The sequence below is a fragment of the Chryseobacterium sp. YIM B08800 genome, from assembly GCF_026163565.1.
Classification (GTDB): domain Bacteria; phylum Bacteroidota; class Bacteroidia; order Flavobacteriales; family Weeksellaceae; genus Chryseobacterium.
The window spans coordinates 15,792-38,908 of sequence record NZ_JAPDKN010000005.1; the positions used below are offsets into that span (position 1 = coordinate 15,792).

The window sequence follows — 23,117 nt, forward strand, 5'->3', positions numbered from 1 at the left end:
AATAAAATTAGAAGTTAAAGTTTAAACCCATCATATAGACTTTTGCATTAGGATATGCTCCGTAATCGGTTCCGTCTGACTGTACAGATTCTGGGTTGTAGCCTCCATAATAGTGATCTTTTCTCCAAACGTTTTCTAAACTCACATAGAGTCTGAGGTTTGAAATTTTAAGTTTTTCAGTAAGTTCTTTATCGAAACTATACCCAAGTGTAATATTTTTCAACTGAATATAAGTGGCATCATACAACCATCTTGTGTCTAACAAACCTCCTGTAGTACCATCCAGTCTCGGTGTTTTTCCGTCTCCTGGGTCTGCATCAGAACGCCAACGGTTTGCCCAGTTCCCCATCACGTTTTGCGTAGTTCCCATACTTGTACGGTCGATAGCTCTCCCTAATAATGCGTAGCTGTAGCCTCCTTTCTGCCCTTGGAAAAATACCGACAAATCGAAATTTTTATAAGAGAATGTATTGGTAAAACCCCAATAATAATCAGGAGTCGGTCCACCGATAATGTGACGGTCGTTCTCATCAATTTTACCATCACCATTTACATCTCTATATTTAACGTCACCTGCAATAGCTCCTACAGTTTTTGCAACACCTGCATTAGCTATATCAGCACTTGAAAGCACCCCGATTGCTTCATAAAGATAAAAGGAATTAAGCTCCTCTCCCACCATAATAATATTAGTAAGGTCGCTGAAACCCGTCGGAATCGGCTTGTTGTTATTTCCTAATTTTGTAACTTTATTATTATTAAATGCGATGTTGGCAGAAGTATTCCATTTGAATGCGCCCACTAAGTTTTTTGTACTTAAATCTAGTTCCAAACCTGTGTTTCGTACAGAACCTACATTCCTCCATATTGTGTTATATCCGGTAACTGAAGCAATAGGTTCCTGAAGAAGAAGATCGTTGGTATTTTTGATGTAGTAATCTGCGGCGAAATCTATTCTTTTAAATAAACCTACTTCTAAACCAAAATCAGAAGATTTTGTTTTTTCCCAGGTAAGATCCGGATTTGCAATGGTATTAGGAATAAGACCTGTAGAAACTGCCCCTCCAAACGAGTAATTACCTCCAGATAGTGTTCCGAATGCTCTGTAATCTCCGATAGAATTGTTTCCGTTTTCACCCCAACTGTATCTCAGTTTTAAGTTGCTCAGCCAAGTCTGATTTTGCAAAAATTCTTCTTTATCGATTTTCCAACCTCCGCCGAATGCGGCAAAAGTTCCCCAAAGATTATTCCATCCAAATCTTGAAGATCCGTCTCTACGAATACTCGCAGATAACATATATTTACCTTTATAATTGTAGTTTACACGCCCAAACATGGAAACCAGCATCCATTCTGAAGCAGTATACTCTGAATTTAAAACAGCCACCGACTGTGTGAAGTTGAAGGTTTTTAAATCATCATTAGGAAAACCTTTGTTCCTGTTGTACTGAGTTGTTGTTCTGTAATTTTCTGCACTATATCCTGCAATACCATCTAACTCATGATTTCCAAAAGATTTTTTATAGCTTAATAAACCTTCCCCTAAATATCTGTTGTAGTTTACCGTTCTTCTGCTTCCAATACTTACCTGCCCCGGAACGTTGGTAATTAAATTAAACGTTGGCGTATAACCTGTGTTTGTATTAAAATTGTTGGTTGCCCCTCCTAATAATTTGAAATTTAAACCCGGCAAAATATCATACGAAACGTACAAAGTTGATAATAATCTGAATTCGTTGGTATCGTTGGTTGTGTTTTCCATTAACCCAATCGGACTTTGAGTAGAACCCGCCCATCTGTATTGTAAATTTTTCCAGAAATTGGTATAAACGCCTGCTTCCAATTCGGCAACAGGAACCATCGACAACATTTTGTGAGCAGTGTTATCTTTTCCGTCAACAGTAGCTCCATAACTTTTAGAGTAGCTTGGTCTTAAAGTTATTCCTGCTTTTAATTTATCTGAAAGATTTACATCAATCGCTGCACTCAGATTAAATCTGTTGAAACCTGTATTAATAGCTAAACCTTCCTGATCAAAATAAGCTCCTGAGATGGCATATTTTATTCCTTTACCACCTCCTCTTACAGCAAGCTGATAATTCTGAATGGCAGCCGGACGATAGAATTCGTCCTGCCAGTCGATGTATGCTAACTTATCGGTTCCCCATCTTGGGTCAATCATGTATTGAATGTTGGCTAAATTATAATCTGTAGTATTGGCTAGATTAAAATATTGTGCTCTTTTCTCATAACTGTCTGAAGCCGAATTTCCGGGTGCTAAAGCTGTCCATCTTTTATTGATCGCTTCAGTCGCAAAATCAATCCACTCCGAACTGTTCATAATATCTAGTTTTTTCTCAATAGTCTGAACTCCATAATATTGTGAAAAACTAAAAGTTGGTTTACCTGAAGCCCCTTTTTTAGTGGTAACAATTACAACTCCGTTTGAACCTCTGGATCCGTACATCGCTGTGGAAGCAGCATCTTTAAGTACATCAATCGATTGCACATCATCCGGAGAAATATTTGCCATATCGTCAACTACCATTCCATCTACAACATATACCGGTGAATTGCTGGCCGAAATGGATGCCGTACCACGAACTCTGATTTCCAATGGCTCTCCGGGTTTTCCTGAAGTAGCACGGGTTTTAACACCCGCAATCTGACCAGTTAATGCCTGATCAACTCTTGCAATCGGACGATCTTTAAAAGTTGATGTATTTACTTTACCGACAGCACCTGTAACCTCTCCTTTTTTTTGGGTTCCGTAGGCAATAATCACAACTTCCTCGATCTCCTTTGTTTTAGATTTTGTACTATCAGTAGCCTTATTGGTAGTTTCTTTTTCCTGTGCGAAGATAAAACTTGTGGTACTTAGTAAAAGACCAAGAGTTATAATAGATTTCTTCATTTCGTGACTGGTGATTAATAATTATTATTTTTATACTTTCTCGTAAATTAAAACGTAAGAAAAGTTAAATCTGAAAGACATGATATTTCTCATATTTTTATTTTTATAAAAGTATACTTATCGAAAATTTCTGCTATCCTGCTGTTACCTGCTCAAATCTCATTAGAAAGAAATAATGGTAGAGTAATTTATTTACAGCCAACTTTTAAGCTTTATTTTTTCAAAAAATAAAAGATATAAATTTATGAATGTCGATTTAATAATGATTTGTTTCGAAATATTTCTTTACAATCTCAATGTTGGCTTTGTTTTTGCCAAGCAAGAGGTATGAAAACAATTTTTATCGTAGAAGATGAGACAGGCATCAGAGATGCATTACAATTGCTCCTGTCATTTGAGAATTATGACGTACGTTCATTTGCTACCGTTGAAGCTTTCAACAATAGAGATCAATCGGTCGTTCCGGATGTTTTTATTTTAGATGTAAGATTACCTGATGGTTCAGGAACCGATTTATGCAATCAAATAAAAGAAAACGAGGCTACCTCAAAAATTCCTGTAATGATTATCAGTGCTCATGCAAAAGCCGAAAATGTAATCAATTCTTGTGATGCCGATGAATTTATTTCTAAACCATTTGACATTGATGATGTTCTTGTTAAAATTGAAAAATTAACAGCTTAATATTCTATCAATTATTATAAATAAAAACACTCTGAAACACTCTGTTTTGGGGTGTTTTGTTTTTTTTAAAAAGATAAATTCAACAGTTTACAAAATTTAAATTTTCATTTAATACTTGTTTTTCTAATTTTTGAATAACTTAATTTCATCATAAAATCTTTTGTCGTTTTTTATGGTTTTAAAAAAATATTTTTCAATACTTTTGTGTACGCTTTAGGGGTATTCTGAAAAGAATTGAGAGAGTCCCTTTGAACCTGATACGGCTTACACCGACGTAGGGAAAAGCAATATGTCATATTCTTAACTATGACTGTTGTTCCGGATTTATCCTAAAGCTTTTATTGAAAAAATATTAGAATGGAAAATAATCTGTGGAATAACATCCTTCAAGTACGAAGCACCTCTCCCCTTGTTCACAGCATCACCAATTATGTGGTAATGAACAACACGGCAAATGCTCTTTTAGCAATTGGTGCCTCTCCTATAATGGCTCATGCAAAATCTGAAGTGGAAGAAATGATAAATATTTCTCACTCATTGGTCATCAATATTGGTACAATCGATGAATATTGGGAAGAAGCAATGCTTCTGGCTGCAAAAAAAGCGAATGAATTAAACAAACCCTGGGTTTTAGATCCAGTTGGAGCCGGAGCGACCTCTTATCGTGATTCGGTTTTAAGCAAGATTCTTTCTTTAAACCCAACTGTCATCAGAGGAAATGCATCTGAAATTATCGCTCTTTCAAAAACCAGTAATACGATTACAAAAGGAGTCGACAGTACTGCAAAAAGTGATGAAGCGATAGAAGCTGCCAGAACATTAGCACAGCATCACAAATCGATAGTTTGTATTTCAGGTGAAACTGACATTATTATTAGTAAAAATCAAGAGATTCATTTAAAAAACGGCCATCCGATGATGACAAAAGTTACCGGATTAGGTTGTACAGCAACTGCGATTATCGGTTCTTTCATTGGGGTTATTGAAAACAAAACTGAAGCGGTTGTCTCTGCAATGAGTTTACTAGGTATTGCTGGAGAAATAGCTGCAGAACAAAGCGCAGGTCCGGGAAGTTTACAGCTTAATATTACTGATAAGCTGTACAATATTACAGAAGATGAGTTTTATGATCATTTAAAAATAATAAAACAATGATCTTAAAACCATCATTTCCTTATCAGCTGTATTTAGTTATTTCCGAAAAAGATTGCTTAGGAAAAGATATTCTTGAAGTTGCAGAAAAATCGATTCTGGGTGGTGTTGATATTATTCAGTTGCGCGAAAAAAATACCTCAACAGAAGACTTTCTTCGAAAAGCATTTGCTTTAAAAGAGGTTACCGATAAATACAATATTCCGCTTATTATTAATGACCATTTTGAGGTTGCTGAAAAAGTTGGTTCAGCAGGAATTCATGTCGGGAATAACGACAAATCTCCGGCAAGTCTCAGAAATGAATTGTTCTTTAAAGATAAAATGATTGGATATTCCATTGAATATTTAAGTCAACTTGAAAGTATAAACACAGAATTGTCAGATTATCTGGGAATCAGTCCCATATTTAGCACTAATACAAAAAAAGACACAGTGACAGAATGGGGATTGGAAGGTTTATCAAAAATAAGATATCTTACAGACAAACCACTCGTGGCTATCGGAAATATTAATTCCTCAAACGCAGCCTCCATTATAAAAGCCGGAGCAGATTCATTAGCTGTTGTATCTGCCATTTGCAGCGCCAAAAATCCGGAGAAAGCAGCTTACGAAATTAAAAATGAAATAGTAAAATGAAAAAATATACTTATCCTACTGTTCTTACGATCGCAGGTTTTGATGGCAGTGGCGGCGCAGGAATACAGGCTGATATCAAAACATTTTCAGCTTTGGGATGTTATGCAACATCGGTACTTACTGCACTTCCGGTTCAAAATACAATGGGTGTGAGAAAAATATATCCTGTTGCAATGGAAGCTGTTGCAGATCAAATAGAAGCTGTACTCGAAGATATTTTTCCTGATGCCATTAAAATTGGAATGGTTCACACTTCTCAATTGGTCGAAACCATTGTGAAAACTTTAAGTAAATATCCAAAAATCCCTATCGTATTTGATCCTGTAATGGTTGCTACAAGTGGACATCGCTTGATTGAAGAAGAAACCATTCAAACCATCATTGAACAATTATTTCCCATCGCAGAAATTATTACCCCGAATATGGATGAAGCTTCTATATTGGCAAAAATGGAAGTTAAAACGTTAGAAGATATGAAAATTGCGGGTGAAAAGATTTTAAGATCAGGCTGTAAAAATATTCTTCTTAAAGGTGGACATCAGGAATTACCAACTGTCACCTCATTACTTTTTGAAGAAAACGGCAAACAATCTAGTTTTGAAACGATTAAGTTTGCAACGAACAATACTCACGGTTCCGGCTGTACACTTTCTTCAGCAATTGCAGCTTTTATTGCACAAGGCGAAGATTTGTATCATTCGGTTGAATTGGCACAGCAATATGTTTTTGAAGCTATTAAAAATGGAAAAGATGTTGTCGTCGGAAAAGGAAATGGTCCTCTTAATCACTTTTTTGATCCTCATAAAATAATTAAAAATGAATTGGTCTGAATTAACCTGGAAACAAACTGAAGAGCGCTATCAAGCCATTCTTACCATGCCTTTTGTTTCTCAATTGGCAGACGGAAGTCTTCCCAAAGAAAAATTTCAGTTTTACATGGCTCAGGATTCTTTATATCTCGAGCATTTCGGAAGAGCATTGGCGCTGATTGCAGCCAGAGCGCATGACATCAGTAACACTTTGCAATATCTGAAATATGCAGAGACGGCAATTATTGTAGAAAATGCTCTTCATGAATCGTATTTTAAAGATTTTGGCTTAAAAGATAAAGGTACAATGCAGCCTGTCTGTCATCATTATGTACACTTTCTTAAAAGTACAGCTGCCCTAGATTCCGTAGAAATAGCGATGGCGGCAGTATTGCCATGTTTTTGGATCTATAAAAAAGTAGGAGATCATATTTACAATACCTTACAATCTGAAAATAATCCTTACCAAAAATGGATTGAAACGTATGGCGGTGAAGAGTTTGCAGATGCCGTACAACAAGCTATTGCAATTTGTGATGAGGTAGCCGCTTCTACAACTCCTGCGATTAGAGAAAAAATGACAGAAGCATTTCTGACCTCATCCCGAATGGAATATTATTTCTGGGAAGCAGCTTACAACAATAAAACTTGGATTTAAATGTAAAGCTGTTTAAACTAATTTGAAATTCAACCAGTAATTAAACCCTATCAATAATCTTCAGAAATAATATGCTCTATACAATATTCTGCCAATGCCGTAATCGTTAAAAACGGATTAACACCAATTGTTCCGGGAATTAAAGAACCATCAATAATGTAAAGATTTTCAGATCCCAAAAGTTTGCCCTTCATATCCGTTGCTTTTCCCAAAACGGCGCCACCTAATGGATGGTAACAAATATCAGCACCAAAACCATTATTGAAAAGCAAATGCGCTCTTGTTCCGCCGTTTGCTTCATTCATTGTTTTAATAAAAAATTCGGCATTTTTTCTGGCAAGAGCTACGTTATCTGCAGACCATTTTAAATCTATTTTTCTAGAAATCGGATTAAAAAACACAGCACCTTTTTTAGGCACCGGATTAATCATTAAATAAAGTGAAGTTGCGACATTCATTCCCATTGGAAGCGGTGCAATTTCAGCAAAAAATGGATGCTCTTTATCTTCCCAATTATCAATTCCACCAACAGGAATCGTAGAATGATTTACGCCAGTTCCGCCAGAAAATGTTTTGACAAAATTTCTGCCCGTCATGAAGTTCCCGTTGTTGCCCCAGTTTTTTCCAACTTCAGAATTTAGGATTAACTTATTATCGTTTGATGATTTTAAAAGCAACTCTAAAGTTCCCATTGTACCGGCGCATAAAAACAGTTTTTTGCCTGTGATATTCTTTTTCGCAACTGTTTCACCAAGAGTATCTGTCTGGATAACTTCTAGAATGTAGGTGTTATCTGAAGATTTTGTTATGCTTTCAACTCTATGCAAATCATGAATTTGAACTTTACCCGTTTCTTGGGCTTTTTTAAGATAAGTTTTGTCTAAAGATTTTTTACCATGATTATTTCCGTAAATCACTTCACCCGCCAAAGCAGAACGGGGAACTTTATTTTCGTACTCAGCTTCCATGTATTTAAAATCGTAAACATTGGGAACACGCACGGTTTTAAACCCAGCTTTGTGAGCTTCATCTTCACCCACTTTATTGAATTTATAAAAACTGCAGTTTTTGAGAAAATTTTCATCAGCAGAATTCACTTCAAGCTCCTTTTCAGCCAATGGAAAATATTTATTATAAAAATCTTCAGTACTCAGTTCGGGAAATATTTCTCTGAAATAATCTTTTTTGGGTAAAACAGCCATTCCTCCGTTGACAAGAGAACCGCCACCAACTCCCCTTCCCATCCATATTTTGATGTTATCAAAATCCCATCGGTCAAGCGTTCCTGTATATTTTGGGGTATTGAAAATATTAAAAAATGGAGCAATCGTTTTCGTTCGTAACCAAGCTGCAGATTTGCCGGGACTAATCATTGGAGAAAACTTTTCACCCGACTTTTCCCAATTAAGACCCATTTCAAGAATCGTTACCTCATGTCCGGATTCAACCAAACGCAGCGCAGCAACAGCTCCACCGTAACCGGAGCCGATAATAATATTATCAATTTCTAGATTTTCCGTCTCGACTTTAACTTCATTATTTTTTGCAAACAAAACTGATGAAAAGCTTGTGAAATACAAGGCTCCCATACCTAAAAGTGAATGTCTGAGAAATTCTTTACGGTTCATAAAATGGTCTTTTGATTTGCTATAATTTTTTTTAAAAACTATGGTATCTTTAGTAACTACTTCTTTTTGCAAAATCAAGACCACTCTGAGAAATCCTTTATAAATAATAAAATCAACTATTTTTATAAGTTTGTTGTACTTAATTTATGCAATAGTTAAATTTAAAACGTATGAATATATCAGACTTAATTTTAGAACAAAAGCTTCTGAATATCAAAATTGGAGATAACATAAATCATATTTCAAACCTGGAATTAATTTCTGATCAACAAGGAGATATTCCCGCATTATTCGGATATTATATCGATTATTTGTACTTTGAAATTACTGTTATAGAACATACTGTTATCGGCATACAATTCGATTTTTCGTATGATATCGGAAAAATTTCAATAGAAATACAAGGGAACAAAATTGAACTTGATAGAAAAACTACAGGGTCTGATTTAATTTATTTTTTGAAAAATATAAACTGTGATTTTGAGAATATAGAATCAGAAACTGAACCCAAAAGAATTGTTTTGCCTCAAACTAAATGTTGTTTTTATTTTGGTGATGATGACAGGCTTTTAAAAATAAATAATTTTGATATGAAATTTTATAAAAAACTAATAACCTGAAAGAATAGGGCAAAAATAAAAGCCTGCAATTAGCATTATTTATTACATTTACAAAAAATGAAAAAGAATTGAAACTAATTTCCTTTGTTCTAACAATTTTTATTGAGTTTTTACTCATTGTAACCCTAAAACTATTAGATAATTATTCTTTAATAGTATTGATAATGGCATTTTGTGGTTTAGTGGGACTTTTAATTACTTTAAATCGCCCGAAAAAATCAAAAACACAAAAGTTTGGATGGGGTCTTTTGTACGGATCATTAACCTCTTTAATCCTGACAATATCCTTTGTAACCTGGTTATCAAATAACTTTCCACAATAATTACAAAAACAATTATGTTAGAAAGTTTATTATTTATTTTGTTGATTTTAGTGAGTGTATTATTCATTATCATTGCTTTAATCACAATGTTAATTGGTTTTTTAAAAAAATCTTCTGCATTAAAAAAAACTGCTCTTACCATTGCCATTATTCCCATTGTATGTTGGGTATTAATTGCTTTTTGGTATTTGGTAACACTACCGTCATTCAATAAAAGTAATATGAAAAATTTTGCAGGAACTTATACTTCGAATATTTCAAAAAATAAAATAAATAGTCCAAAATTAATCTTATCTGAAGACGGAAATTACCAGTTTGACGGACTTGAAGGAATTGGTCTAAAAAAACAAGGAACATGGAAAACAGGTGGTAATGATGGATTAATAGAATTTTATGACAAAAATGGTAATCTGTCTGAATGGGCAAGTCCTTATGACAATGACGATGGATATAGCTTATCATTTGAATATCGAGGAACGCAAGATTTTGAAACAATAATTTTTGTAAAATCCAAGCATGAATAATCCAACTTAACAATCTATCTTTCAATATTTTAAAACAAAATTAAAATTACTAACTTAATACTTTAAAATCAGAAAAAAATTTAAATTTTAAAGATTTCATGAAAGAACTAAAACTAATAACCCAAATTCTAATAATAACATTCGTTATTCTATTTTCATTATCATTCTTAGCCATGATCATTGTATGTATTGCTATGATGGCTTCTTATTGGGGGAAAACAATGGGCAATGAGACCTCCGGATTTTTTAATGCAGCCCTCTTGTTAACATTCTTTATTGGGATAATTACATTTATTTTATGGACAATCTTACTTAAGCAAAGAAAAAAAAACGATACGAAATAACTAACTAATACTACAATGAAAATCATTATTTCTTCTTTATTCATGATAGTCACCGTTCTATTCTTTCCGAAAAAGGAAATAAAGAAAGATATTTCCGGGACCTGGAAACTGAATCTCTATACAATGGATTCTGACACCATTTATTATGAAAATACCGAAAAATACACCCTCAATTATTTTGAAAAAACGCTGGGTCACGTTAAAGATTCAGACGAAAAGAAGAAAATAGGTGAAAAATTGTATAATCAGTTTAAATCCACCGAACTTCGTATCAATAAAAACACCATTACAACCTATACGTATGATGGAAATCAAACAGAAATCAACTTAAAATATAAGCTTGTGGACGGAAAAATTGTTCTTGATGAAAAAGCCAACCGCAAATACAAATACACCGTTAATTATAATCAAGAAACAGATATTCTGACAATACACCAAGGCGATGCTAAAATGAGTGTGGTTAATAGATATTCGAGAATAAAATAAGGAAAACAATCTTAAAAAATATAAACCAATTGTAATCAAACTGACTGATAAAAAAATGACCGTATTTTCGTATCATCTTGTAAAACTACCCTTCATTTCTGCACTCAAAATGATGTTTTCTCCTGTTAAGTCTAAACAGGTAAAAGGATTAATGTATGCGGAAACAATGTCTGCTATGGTTTTAGGCTCACCGATTCTCTCTAGATCTAGGATTTTTAACCGAGAAATTGTGTTTTTTGCTCAATGGGAAAATGAAAATTACCTGAATGATTTTTTACAATCAAATGCTAAAGGACAAAAAATAGCAAAAGGTTGGCATATAAGGCTGGAGTTTTTAAGACAATGGGGAAAAATTTCAGGATTTCAAATTCCTGACAAAAAATTAGAAATAGAAAACGAAAACATTCCTGTTGTAGCTGTCACCATCGCTCGAATGAAATACATCCAAATACCAAGATTTCTTCGTTGGGGAAGACCTGTGGAAAAACAAGTTCGAGATGATGATGGTACCACTCTATCTTTGGCATCTATTCGATATCCAAACACGATTTCTACTTTTTCCATCTGGAAAACGCAAAAGGCAATGACAGATATGGTTCATGGTCACAGTAAAATGCCACAACCCAAAAGACATATTAATGCAATGAAAGAACGGGATAGAAAAGATTTTCATTTTGAATTCACAACATTACGTTTTAAGCCATTAGCAGAATATGGTGAATGGAAAAATCAACAATATTTAAAATACTTATGAAATTTTTCGTCTTCAAATTGCTATTGATTTTAATTGTATTTTTTTCATCTTTTTCTGAAATCAACGCTCAGGAATCGCATTTTTTCGATTTTGACCAAGTAGATTATTATTCGACAGATATTAGTACCCAAGGTATTTCTAAAATAGAATATCAGAGAAAGAAAAACTCATACGAGTATAAAAAAATAAGTAAGAAAGATGCTTTGTTTTTATCAATATTAAGAAATAATTATCCTGAAAAAATAGAAGAAGATTTTCCCAAAAAACTTATAAAATATGGTTTTAAGAAAAATAATATCAATAAAAAACTGTACCCTGAAATAAATGATATTTTCAGCGAAAAGAACTGTAATGATAATTTGGAAAGTTTATGCATCCCTACATTTAGAGATATTTTAGTTTTCAGGAAAAAAAATAAAATTGTCGGCATCGCCAAGATTTGCTATAGTTGTCATCTTGCAACAATAATCGGAACCGAAAAAAGCATCAGGAATTTTGGAAGTTGCGGAGATTTTATCAAGCTGGAAAAAATAATGGGAAAATAGACTTTAATTTTCTAATCGACCAATGTAAAAATACGCCAAACAATGGCAAGAATACCAAGAAAAATAAAACTTGCAAAGCATAAAAAATTAATTTTACACTATTATCATTATTACTTATTAAGTCAAAAAAAAAAAGTTTATTCATAAAAATTCAGATTGACTAAATTATATATTTTTCAATTATTCAAGACTTTAACAAAACGACGCAACTATGAAAAGTATTATTAAAACCATTTTAATTGTAAGTATTGTAATTGGCGGAATTTTAGGAATTCTATATTACATTTATACACAAATTGATTTTGTCGGGCATAAAGATCCAAAAATTGTAGCAGAAAATGTAAAACGCTGGAATAACACAATCCTTTCTGCGGAATACAGAAATGGGACAGATTATTGTAACGTAGATCTTTTAGACTCTGTTAATATTCAAATTAATACTGGTAATAGTTCTTCCGGGGTAATATTGGATAAAGAATATAAAATATCAGGTGATACTATCATTATTGTAGGAGGAATTGAAGATGCTGCAAAATATATAAATAGTGACAAATTTTTAATACAAAAGAACAAGCTTCTTTATAAAATTAAATCTCCCGGTAATTTCGATACCATTCAGGCAATGACAATAAAATTTAATAAAATCAAGAAATAGAAATCTAAAATGATTGAAGAGTATGATATAGCGATTTTCGGAGGCGGAATATCAGGGTTTTCAGCAGCATTAAGACTACAAAGTAAAGGATTGAAAACAATCGTTTTTGAATCTCACGGGCAGTTGGGAGGATGCGCCGGTTTTTTTACCAAAAAAGGCTTTTCATTCGACGTGGGCGCTACAACTTTAGTAGATTTTACAGAAGGCGGAGTAGGAGGAAATTTTTTCAAAGATATTAACTTAGATATACCAAAAGGAAAATACATTGATTATATAGCATGGCTTCCTGACAGACAAATTACGCTTTATCAGAATACTGAAAAATGGAAAAAAGAAAGACTTGATAAAATAGGCTCAACCCAAAATCATATAGAATTTTGGAAACTTATGGATGAGGTAACAAAAGTGTTCTGGGCAGCAAGCAGAAAAAACATTAAACTCCCCGTTCGTACTCCGAAAGACATTTATATTCTAATAAAATGCATTGGAATTAAAAACATTTATTTAGCCAAATATCTGAATTCAACAATGCTGGATATTTTAAAAAAATATAATCTGGAAAATGACAAACCTTTAATTGGGTTGCTCTCAATGTTGATAGAAGATACCGTTCACAGCACTATTGATAAAGCTCCGTTTATTAACTCAGCTTTGGGGGTTACCATCAGAGGAGCCGGATTAATGAGAGCGGAAGGAGGGATGAAAAGTTTTTGGAATCATTTATCAAATCATTATTTAAAAATAGGTGGCACTGTAAAAAAGGGAAATAAAGTTTTAAATTTTAAACAGGAAAACAACGGTTGGGACATCAAGACGAGCAAAGGCTATTTTAAAGCAAAAAAAGTAATCAACTCTTTACCTATCGACTCACTACAAACAATTTGTCCTGATTCAATAAAAAATAAATTACAGCCATTCATTATAAAAAATGAAAAAAATCTAGGAAGTGCAATCGTTGTTTTTTTAGGAGTTCCGGAAGAGGAAGTTTCCAATCAGATTTTAGATCATCATCAGGTTTTAATTGATTATGAATCGAAATTAGGCAATGGAAATAATATGTTTATTTCTGTTTCTGAAAAAGATGATCTTATTTCTGCGCCACAAGGATTTCGTTCAGTAATGATTTCAACCCATTGCGAACTTGCAGAATGGCAGAATCTTTCGGAAAAGGAATATCAAATAAAAAAGGAAAACATTGGAGAGTATTTAATAGAAATTGCAAGAAAAATCTATCCAAACTTAGGGAAAAATTCTGTTATTTATGAAATCGGAACACCGTTGACCTATCAGAAATTCACCAACAGAATCCATGGAAGTGTTGGCGGATTTAAACAAACTAAAGAAACTACCAACCTTAAAGCAGTTCCTCATGATATCGGAGTTAAAAATTTTTGGCTTACCGGCGATAATACCTGGCCCGGATTAGGTACAGTCGCAGGATTAATTTCAGGACGAATAGCAAGTGAATATGCAGAAAAATAATAAAATTTAGACGAAAAACTATCCTATAAACTAAAAACAAAAAAAAATCCCCAAGCTTACACTCGGGGATTTCTATTTATACTGACTCTCTGAGTCTTATTTTCTTCTTCAAAAATAACATATATTGAAAATCAATTATTTATGATTTTACGGTACAAATAAGATACCGATTATTAGTGTAGTTTGTTGATATATAGATAAAAATTAACATCTCTTTCATTAGTAGATTCTTTTATTGCCATCTAAAAAAGAATTATTTTTCTCGACGAGATACAAAATCAGTACTTTCTCTTCCAAATTGGAAAAAATCATTTTCTCTATAACCTTTCACTTTTTGAGCAATTAACTTTGAATATTTTAAATTGAGCACATTATTCGGATTTGCAAAATTATTCAAATACAAATCATTTTTCTATCAAGCTATTTGCTCAAATCAGTTTTAATAGCTGTTAAATTGCCCTTTTATTAATTGTGAAGCATTTTATTTAGCTTTAAACTCAATTCCAGGAAGTTTAAGCAAGCAACTTATATTTCTACTTACATTTTGATTTTTAAAATCTAGTTGAGTTTTACTAGCAGAAAAATATACTTGTTTTCTTGCTCTTGTTACTGCAACATAAAAAACACTTAACTCTTCTAAAAATCTATTTTCAATTTCTTTCGTGACATTTAGATTGCAATTTGTTCCACAACCGCAATATCCACATAGTCCATAATAATTGGGAAAAGAAAAGGCCTCCATGTCAGGCAATATTACAAAATCCCATTCTAATCCTTTTGAACCATGAACGGTTGAAATAATAATTTTTGCTTCAACAAATTCTACATATTGTTTTAGACCATAACTTTCAAATGTATCTTTGATTAAAGACACTTTTTCATCGTTTGATAAAAAAGAAAAATCAGTAAAAACTTTAGATAAAAAAATTTCTAAAAGGATAAATAAAGAATTTGTTAAAGCATCCGAATTAGTTATTTTTGATTTAATTTTATTAATTAATGACGTTGTCATTTTTTTAGTCACTTGATCTTTAATTCTAATAAGTTCAATAAATTCAAATAAACATTCGCGATTGAATTTCAAATAATTTGGGTCATCATCTGTAAATAGTCCATAAAAAAATGCAACCTCTTTGTCGTTAAATTCGTCAATAATTGCATTTATATTATTTCCTCGTTGTTTTACAAGTATTGCTATTTTTGAATCTGGATTTTTTTCAATTAATTCTAAGGATTGATTTATCAAATACTCTGCTTCTAATGATTGGCTATCAAATACTGAAAATTCAATTTTTGCTATTTCCGAAATATTTGGCGATGTTGGTGTTTCTGCATTCTTCCTTATATTACTGTCTAACAACAACATTTGTTTATTATGTTGGAATCTATAATTTTTATTTAATTCAATTTTATTTAGTTTAAATTGTTCTTCGGAATGAGAGATTAAGTTTGGAATAGCACCTATAAAGCCATAAATGCGTTGTAATGTATCACCCATTAAAATTATTTTCGATTTTTCTGTAAATAATGAATTTAGAAGCACATAACTTAAAATATTTGTATCTTGATATTCATCGACTAAGATTGTACTATATAATCTTTGATAAAAATTTCGAATCACCGAATTATCGGTTAATAGTTTAAAAGCTAAAGATAATATTGCATTGTACGGAATTATTTTTAATGGCAACAATTCTTTAATAACAGTTGTGTTATACGAGTCAATATTTTCCTTAACATATTTTCCGCTTACATTTTTTACTGCTGTATTAAAATTTGAGAGTATTTCAGCATTTGCATAACTTAATCCTGATATTGATTGCATTAATTTTTTTGTATCACTATCATCAACTGATTGTAATTTTTCAATTTCAATTAAACTTGTGTGAATTTTATAACCATAACGTTTTAAAATTCTTCTGGCAAATCCATGATAATTTGTAACTAACATTTTATCTGAAATACTAAAATCTGACTTTGTCCCTTCTAAAATAATTGGTATATTTTGAGTTACATCTTTTTTAATTTTATAAGCTGCATTTACACTAAAAGTAAGGGCTAATAATCTTTTTGGATATGGAATTTGGTTGGAGGCCAACATATAAGCAATCTTACTTACCATTGTTTTTGTTTTTCCATAACCAGCAGGGGCTTCAATTATCAATCTACTTTCTTGAGAAAAGATTATTTCTAATTGTTTCTCATCTCCAAAGTGACTTTCTCTAAGTTTTTCTTCTATTATTGAATTATTCATTATTCGGAAAGTTCGACTGCTTTTGCAATAACTGTTTTGTATACTAAAGGAATTTCGTCAATTAACAATTTTTCACCAATTAATTTCCCTAAGGGATATGATTTTTTACCAGCAAACCATGATAAATAAAATGCTTTAAGGCTTAAAATATCTGTTTTTAGGATATCCAATAACCTTAAGTCGGAAATGAAATTTGTTGGTTGAATATTGTAAGCTTTTACTGCATATTTGTTTAAAGAATTTATTTGAACAATTGCATTATCACTGTCAAACTCTTCTACAATTTCAGATAAAACACTTTCTTTACCATTATCAATTAGTGAAATTAGTTCCTCTTCAAAATCCTTTTTTGTAGTTAAATAAAGAGGTGGTAAAACAGGACTGTTATTATCTCTATCGCCTATCCCTGTTGATGGTATATCAAATTTACTTACTAAGTCAATTAACAATTTTATGGCAGCAACTTCTCCTCCACGTGATTGTATTACACTAATTCCCAATTCATCAAAATCAATTGACATTTTTTCTGCAAAATGAGAAAATGAACTTTCTTCAGAATCACCTTCTACAAAAATAACACATCTAGAAAAAAAAGCTTCCTTAATTGAAGGAAAATGCATGTGCAGTCTTTTAGAATGTTTTTCAGTTAATATTACTTGTGACCCCGATTTTATATTTGTTATGCCATTTTTAGGATAAAGTCTGATTATCTGAGTATAATCATCTAATAGAATATTTGGAGAATGTGTTGCTACAATTATTTGTCCGTTAAAACCATCAATGTCAAATAGTTCTTTTACAAGTTTCTGGAATTCGACGTTTTTATTTGAAATAATATTGTTTAAGTATTTTATAAGAGATCTTTGCATATAGGGATGTAAATGAATTTCCGGTTCATCTAAACCAATAATTAGAGATATATGTTTAGTATGATTGGTATCATGTTCAAAAATTCCTTTTTCTTTTCTTTGTTCCTTTATAGATTGTATGCGTTCTAAAATTGACAATGTAATAAGAATTAAGAATTGTACACCGTATCCTGATTTCGTTAGTGAATTCCCTTTGTCATCTTTTAAAACAATAATCTTTGAAAGTAAGCTTTCTAAATCACTTTCTGATGTCGCATTTATTTTAAAATCATTAAATGTCTTTAATTTTGAAATTTTACCGTTAAGATTTCCTAATAATTCATTTAGTTTCTGCTCATTTATAAAGTCAGTGTCTTTTAATTTTTTCTCTGCTAAATAATTAGCAACAATATTAGATAAGAATTTACCAACGCCTCGACCTTTGTCAAAATTGATTTCTGAAATAGGATTGCGTAAAGAATCATAATGAATATAATTGACGCATCTGATAACAGTTGGATGAATATATGTGTTAGTTTCTGTGTGATAAAATTCAATATTATCATCAGTAGTTATTTGCCTACAAGAAATATTGATTAAATGATAATCATTAGTATCGAAAAGGTCTTCAAAGTGTCCTATTTCAATATCTTCCAATTTTACTTGAAGAGAAATTTCTATCGGTTTTGAGATATCCGTAAAATCATTAAATTTAAATGCTCTGTTAGTAAATAATATTTGTAAAAGATTTAGAAGGTTTGATTTTCCTAGATTATTTTCACCAACTATAAAATTACAATTATCAGCGAATGATACAGATTGACAATCTAGATTTCTATAATTGTTGATAGTTAGTTTTTTTATTTGCATTGTTTTTTTTTATTTACGTGAATTATTTGGTTAACTTTTTCCGTCTTTTGTAACTAGGGTTGCTAGTACCCTTTATATACCCGCTATATTATTCAGTGTACTCACCCATACTCGACTTTATATAAAAAAAAGTGAGCGTTTGTCTTTTTATAGTTTAAATAACCTGCTCAAAGATAATTGATCTAATATAGTATCAATTACGTGTTACCGTAAATTGCTTAAAATTCAAACTCCAGTTGTTGTTTTTTATTGAGACAATCTTCAGCAACTTTTTAAAAAACGGAATAAAATACATCTGTTTATTTCTTGTTCCCAAATTCCTTATTTCTTCATCTGTATGATTAGCAAGAATCTTGGCAATCGGTAAAATGTTACCCGCCTCAATCCTAAATGGTTTGTAAATATCTTTTGGACGTTTAGTAAATTTTTTGTTAATAGCACGAAGCAGCAGCAGTTTGGAAATTGTTTCAGCAGTATAATCTTTCGGTGTACATCCCTATCTTACGCTTGTTCTAGCAGATTGCAATCCTACACTGTCTCTTTTTCTTATTAATTCCTTTTCCTAGTAGGCAAGAGAAGCCATTAAATTTCAAAATAGTCGCCATCAATAGTTACAGTATCTATATCCTTAACAAGACATTTCATTATGACCTTGATCACTTAAACTTAAGATTAGATCAATTATGCTTTTCAAACTTCAGCCTAACCTCCTATATGATTTTAAACAAGGAAAAATAAATATGATCTAACGTCCTTATAATTTTCGATACGATACAATATCTAAAAAAATTTTTATTAATTTTTGTTTATATAATAATGTCGTACAGAATTTAGATGCTGTAACATCTTTTATTTCTATCTTTCCGCTAGAATCTCTCCTTCGCAAACACCTTTAAATAGAAGGTTATAACTAACTTAAAGTCAAAGTAAAAGTAACATTTGTACTACTTTTGTATACCTGTAATCTTGTAATTCAATGTAAATCATATAATTAAAATTTCCCAACTAACCCCTAATAATTGATAATTCCGTTTGTACAGTTTCATGTACAGATACTTTAAGATAAATAAAGTTTACATTTCTAACAAGTAAAGTTAGGATATTATTTTTGTAGATAACGAGCGCAAAGAGGAGAGTTATAGTTTAAAATAATTTTGTGATTTTTTGAAAATTTTGTAATAAATGATCTATATTATTATCATCAACCGATTTTGCAACAATCAATTCTTTTGTATTTGTTAAAAAGCATTTACCATTAAGTTGTCTGAAATTATCATTTACAAAAATTGCAACATGTTCTTCACTTAAATTACATTTATAGAACGAGTATTTGCATTCAGTTTCATTATTAAAGTAGTTTAAAAAATTATTTCTAAAGGTCTCTTTTATTTCGTTTCTAAACTTTTCGATATCGGAATTGTTGAATGTAGTGTATGATTTTAATACATAAAGAAAATTTATCTTATATTGATGTACAAATAAGGTATCTCTATCGAATAATCGATCTTTAAAATGGTATGAAGTTATAGGTTCCCCTTTCTTAATAATTGAATGCTCATCGTAGTTGTCAACATTGTCAATATAACCATAAATGAAGAAATTTGGTGAAATATTGTAGCCTTCAGTTACTTTATCTCTATATCGCAGAGGTTTTATATGCTCTTCTCCTTTCTTATTTAAAAGGTCAATATTGAATTGAATTACATTTTTTGCATAAGTGAACTGCTTATACTTTGATATTTTTCCAGCCTGACTATTAGATTTATAATATTTAGAATCTCCTATGTAAAATATATCGCTGGTGTCAATTAAGGATTTATAATCGTAAATATGGTCAATGATTTTACCATCGTCATTATGTTTCAACTTATCGATTGTAACCCCATCAACTTCGTATTTTTTAAGTTCATCTGAGAAAAGCTTATCTACCATATCTTCAAAAACTAAGTTGTAGTTGGTAATTGCCATATAATCCTCTCTTTTTCGTTTAATGCTGCTAAAATCATATTGAGAGAAATACATTTCACAAAGTCCGTACATACGTCTTAATACATCACTAAAATAGCGGTACTTAATCTTTCTTAATTTCGATAAACCCGTTGTACAAAGATACTGGAAAGCAGTACCTGATATGATTTGGTAGGATTTATCAATTTTTAAATTAAGATGGTGCTCGTGGTTAAGATGGTTGAGAATACTAAAGAAATAAGTAATCAATTCTTCTTCGGTATTTATGACTTTCTTTCTATTTGCAATCTCAGTATAAATTGGCGTTTTACCCCCAATAAAAATAGGTAATGATTTTCTTATCGTTTTCTCCCACTTTGGTTTCCTAGCTTGGTTGGAAGTGAATTCAATATGTTTAAATAAGATTTGCTGCTTGTTTTTCTTATAGAAATTGACAAAACTTAAAAGTATATCTAGAAATGAATAATCCTTTACTCCTAAATTTGTATTCAGTTCAAAGGTTTCAGTTTCATGGATAATTGAAGTATCATTATATCTTTTGCGGTATTCAATTAAACTATTGTAGAAATACACCGAAAGCTGCCTTACCCAATTGTATTCTGTTTTATGCTTTATTGATTCCTCTTTAATTAAATTAAGCAAATTGTCCTTATGTGTTCCCAAAACGGTTTCTTCGCCATCTTTCATAAACACTTTTGGAAGCATGAATACCAATTTGTTTTTATCAAAAGAATGATAATAACCCACGGACGTAAGAGTTCCTTCGAGTCCGTTAAGTTTATAAAACTTTGGATCCTCGAATAAATCTCTTAAAAGATCTTCGGAGTAATTTTCGCCTTCAATCAGAATATGCATTTCTATTCTATTATCGGTTGATTTTCTTCTGCAACTTGACCTAAATCTTGCTCTTCCTCTCTAGAAGGATAAGCTGTAATTGATGCTAAATCTATTCTTTCGAAAAGTTCCTTTACTTTGGTTAAACCATTGGTAAAAATCGGAAAAAAATCTTCGTAAGAACCATTCGATTCAAACACTTTGTTATCTTCGTCTTTAAATACATCGTTCCATAGGTAAAAAATAACTTTATTGATAAATGGCTTGAGCGAAATGTTATTGGCGTCATCAGGTTTAATAAAGTAGTTCCCAATACATTTATCCATTCCTAATGCCTGATTGTTTTTGATGTGATTGTTATTGATTTTTGCAATAAAATCTATCCATTTGTATTTTGAACCATCGCCCAAATCAATTTCAAAATTGAAAGACTCGTTACTTTTTCCTTCTTCATTTTGTACATCATAACAAATTGGAACATACTCCCATTCCCATCTTCTTTTAAAGGCAGAATCCATCGGGAAAAGCGATTGGTCAGAAGTATTCATTGTTGCCAAAATATGCAAATTAGAAGGTAATTTTAAACCTTTAGCAATGCCTTCATGTTCTTTATTATTATCAAACTTCTCAATTAAATGATCATTAAGTTCTTTTGATGGAGTAACCGTATAATTAGAATTACGGTCTAGTAATTGGAAAATTTCACCGAAAATTTCGGCACAATTTCCTCTATTTATTTCTTCGATTACCAAATAGTAATCGTTATCCAAATCTTTCCACGCTTCTGTATAAATTTTAGCAAAAGCTTGTGGTACAAACTTATAACTAACTATATTTTCCCTATCATCTTTTTTTTCTGATGAAGGTTTATAGCCGCCAACAAAAGACGCGTTGTCAAATTCAGGATGAAAAGTTACTCTCTGGTAAAATTTAGGATCTAATTTTTTTATTATTTGGTCAACCTTGTAAGATTTACCTGTACCTGGAGCACCGTAATAAATAGTATTTGATGCTTTTTTCGCTGTACTGATTAGTTTAAAAAGATCTCCATCTTTTATTATCTTTAACTTATTTAAAGAAATTTCTGCAATATACTTATTAAAATTTTCAAGTCTTAAAGCTCTATCACTTATTTCATACCATTGATTATTTAAATAGTTGTTATCTTTATTTAATAAAGTAAATTTATCTAAAAAGAAGCGACGAGTATCAGATGATTTTAAATTTTCAATTGATTGCTCTTCATTAAATTGTCCAAACACAATTTCAAAACCAAAATATTTGGGAATTGTAATGCCTACATATTCTCTGTCTTCAATTGTTGCATTTTTTGTTTGGTAGCCTGACAGTATTGTTGCTTCATCGTAATTATTAAATAAGTATTTAAAACTATCACATATTGCTTGACGTAAATTTTTATTTTCAAATAAAACAATTTCCTTTTCTGATAGTTCTGCTTCTTTAGTTTCTTGATTAGATATACTAATTTCCAAGAAATCAAAAAAACCTTTTTTATCACCTCTTGTTGGAAGAGAATAATCATAAATACATGATTGTAAATCTTCGTATACAATGCCTTCTTTTAGTTTTAATTTATTATTTTTAACTTGATAAAGCTGCGAATATGTATTTATAACATTTATTAAAATATCATCATTGCCAATTGCTTCTCCGAAAAGTTCCATTTTAACTACAGACCAATCTAATTCGGTTTTGCTTTCAAATAAAAGTTTAGAAATTTCAACATTAAGTATTTTAGGTTGGATGTTTTCAAATCCACGAGCAGTATATGGATTAGGTACATAATAATTCTTAAACCAATTGTCAGAATACTGTATTATTTCGAAAGGATGAGGGTTATAGTGAAACCTAGTGTGTAAAATAAGTTCATCTTCGTAATATAGACCAAGTTGAGCAGCTAATTGATAAGGAGTACGAAAAAAATCTTCAGAGCCGAATGCGCTATTAGTTTGTTGTCTTGCAATGTTCTTTACTAAATCTTCTTTTGGTAGAACAGTAATTAATTCTCTTACAGTTTTAAAATATGGATTTCTCCATCTACAAATTGGGTCAGCCATTATTATTAGTTATTTTACAAAATTAAAATTATTTAAATATCCGAAAATA

18 protein-coding genes and 1 riboswitch are annotated in these 23,117 nt (G+C 31.3%); of the genes, 12 read left to right on the forward strand and 6 right to left on the reverse strand.

What is annotated here, in order from left to right; genetic code table 11:
* Positions 1-7: 7 nt before the first annotated feature.
* Positions 8-2,914 carry a SusC/RagA family TonB-linked outer membrane protein gene (locus OEW74_RS02710; RefSeq protein WP_265427030.1) on the reverse strand — a complete coding sequence of 969 codons (2,907 nt, stop codon included), beginning with the start codon at positions 2,912-2,914 and terminating at the stop codon, positions 8-10.
* A gap of 327 nt (positions 2,915-3,241) precedes the next feature.
* On the opposite strand from OEW74_RS02710, the gene OEW74_RS02715 reads away from it, so the two are divergent.
* The 5 genes from OEW74_RS02715 (at position 3,242) to tenA (ending at position 6,855) form a co-directional block, all read left to right on the forward strand.
* On the forward strand, positions 3,242-3,598 hold the full coding sequence (locus OEW74_RS02715; protein ID WP_139423057.1) for a response regulator: 357 nt from the start codon (positions 3,242-3,244) through the stop codon (positions 3,596-3,598).
* A 205-nt stretch (positions 3,599-3,803) separates the two neighbouring features.
* A riboswitch (TPP riboswitch) is annotated at positions 3,804-3,896 on the forward strand.
* Between the two features lie 59 nt (positions 3,897-3,955).
* Positions 3,956-4,753, forward strand: coding sequence for a hydroxyethylthiazole kinase (gene thiM / locus OEW74_RS02720; RefSeq protein WP_265427031.1), 798 nt, complete (start codon positions 3,956-3,958; stop codon positions 4,751-4,753).
* Complete coding sequence (thiE, locus tag OEW74_RS02725) at positions 4,750-5,388, forward strand: thiamine phosphate synthase (protein ID WP_265427032.1); 639 nt, start codon at positions 4,750-4,752, stop codon at positions 5,386-5,388. Before thiM ends, thiE begins: the two co-directional genes overlap by 4 nt.
* The gene (gene thiD / locus OEW74_RS02730; protein WP_265427033.1) at positions 5,385-6,218 is read left to right on the forward strand and encodes a bifunctional hydroxymethylpyrimidine kinase/phosphomethylpyrimidine kinase; all 834 of its coding nucleotides are present in this window, start codon (positions 5,385-5,387) and stop codon (positions 6,216-6,218) included. The genes thiE and thiD overlap by 4 nt, the downstream gene beginning before the upstream one ends.
* Positions 6,205-6,855: a thiaminase II gene (tenA, locus tag OEW74_RS02735; RefSeq protein WP_265427034.1), complete on the forward strand. Its 651-nt coding sequence runs from the start codon at positions 6,205-6,207 to the stop codon at positions 6,853-6,855. The genes thiD and tenA overlap by 14 nt, the downstream gene beginning before the upstream one ends.
* A 50-nt stretch (positions 6,856-6,905) precedes the next feature.
* Here tenA and OEW74_RS02740 read toward each other — a convergent pair whose 3' ends face one another.
* Positions 6,906-8,483 (reverse strand): GMC family oxidoreductase N-terminal domain-containing protein, encoded by a 1,578-nt coding sequence (locus OEW74_RS02740; RefSeq protein ID WP_265427035.1) that lies wholly within the window; start codon positions 8,481-8,483, stop codon positions 6,906-6,908.
* Between the two features lie 170 nt (positions 8,484-8,653).
* On the opposite strand from OEW74_RS02740, the gene OEW74_RS02745 reads away from it, so the two are divergent.
* The 7 genes from OEW74_RS02745 (at position 8,654) to OEW74_RS02775 (ending at position 14,216) form a co-directional block, all read left to right on the forward strand.
* A complete protein-coding gene (locus OEW74_RS02745) occupies positions 8,654-9,103 on the forward strand; it encodes a hypothetical protein (protein ID WP_265427036.1) in 450 nt (149 codons plus the stop codon).
* A 337-nt stretch (positions 9,104-9,440) separates the two neighbouring features.
* A complete protein-coding gene (locus OEW74_RS02750) occupies positions 9,441-9,950 on the forward strand; it encodes a hypothetical protein (RefSeq protein ID WP_265427037.1) in 510 nt (169 codons plus the stop codon).
* 359 nt (positions 9,951-10,309) lie between these two features.
* Entirely contained in the window at positions 10,310-10,780 is a 471-nt protein-coding gene (locus OEW74_RS02755) for a hypothetical protein (protein WP_265427038.1), read from the forward strand.
* A gap of 55 nt (positions 10,781-10,835) precedes the next feature.
* Entirely contained in the window at positions 10,836-11,534 is a 699-nt protein-coding gene (locus tag OEW74_RS02760) for a hypothetical protein (RefSeq protein ID WP_265427039.1), read from the forward strand.
* A complete protein-coding gene (locus OEW74_RS02765; protein ID WP_265427040.1) occupies positions 11,531-12,079 on the forward strand; it encodes a hypothetical protein in 549 nt (182 codons plus the stop codon). The genes OEW74_RS02760 and OEW74_RS02765 overlap by 4 nt, the downstream gene beginning before the upstream one ends.
* Before the next feature lie 211 nt (positions 12,080-12,290).
* On the forward strand, positions 12,291-12,734 hold the full coding sequence (locus tag OEW74_RS02770) for a hypothetical protein (RefSeq protein WP_265427041.1): 444 nt from the start codon (positions 12,291-12,293) through the stop codon (positions 12,732-12,734).
* A gap of 9 nt (positions 12,735-12,743) precedes the next feature.
* On the forward strand, positions 12,744-14,216 hold the full coding sequence (locus tag OEW74_RS02775; RefSeq protein ID WP_265427042.1) for a phytoene desaturase family protein: 1,473 nt from the start codon (positions 12,744-12,746) through the stop codon (positions 14,214-14,216).
* Positions 14,217-14,697: 481 nt separating this feature from the next.
* On the opposite strand, the gene OEW74_RS02780 is transcribed toward OEW74_RS02775, so the two are convergent.
* The 4 genes from OEW74_RS02780 to OEW74_RS02795 form a co-directional block, all read right to left on the reverse strand.
* Entirely contained in the window at positions 14,698-16,470 is a 1,773-nt protein-coding gene (locus tag OEW74_RS02780; RefSeq protein WP_265427043.1) for a UvrD-helicase domain-containing protein, read from the reverse strand.
* On the reverse strand, positions 16,470-18,188 hold the full coding sequence (locus OEW74_RS02785; RefSeq protein ID WP_265427044.1) for an ATP-dependent nuclease: 1,719 nt from the start codon (positions 18,186-18,188) through the stop codon (positions 16,470-16,472). The genes OEW74_RS02780 and OEW74_RS02785 overlap by 1 nt, the downstream gene beginning before the upstream one ends.
* A 1,143-nt stretch (positions 18,189-19,331) precedes the next feature.
* Positions 19,332-21,011 (reverse strand): hypothetical protein, encoded by a 1,680-nt coding sequence (locus OEW74_RS02790; RefSeq protein ID WP_265427045.1) that lies wholly within the window; start codon positions 21,009-21,011, stop codon positions 19,332-19,334.
* 2 nt (positions 21,012-21,013) lie between these two features.
* Entirely contained in the window at positions 21,014-23,068 is a 2,055-nt protein-coding gene (locus tag OEW74_RS02795; protein ID WP_265427046.1) for an McrB family protein, read from the reverse strand.
* Positions 23,069-23,117 lie beyond the last annotated feature (49 nt).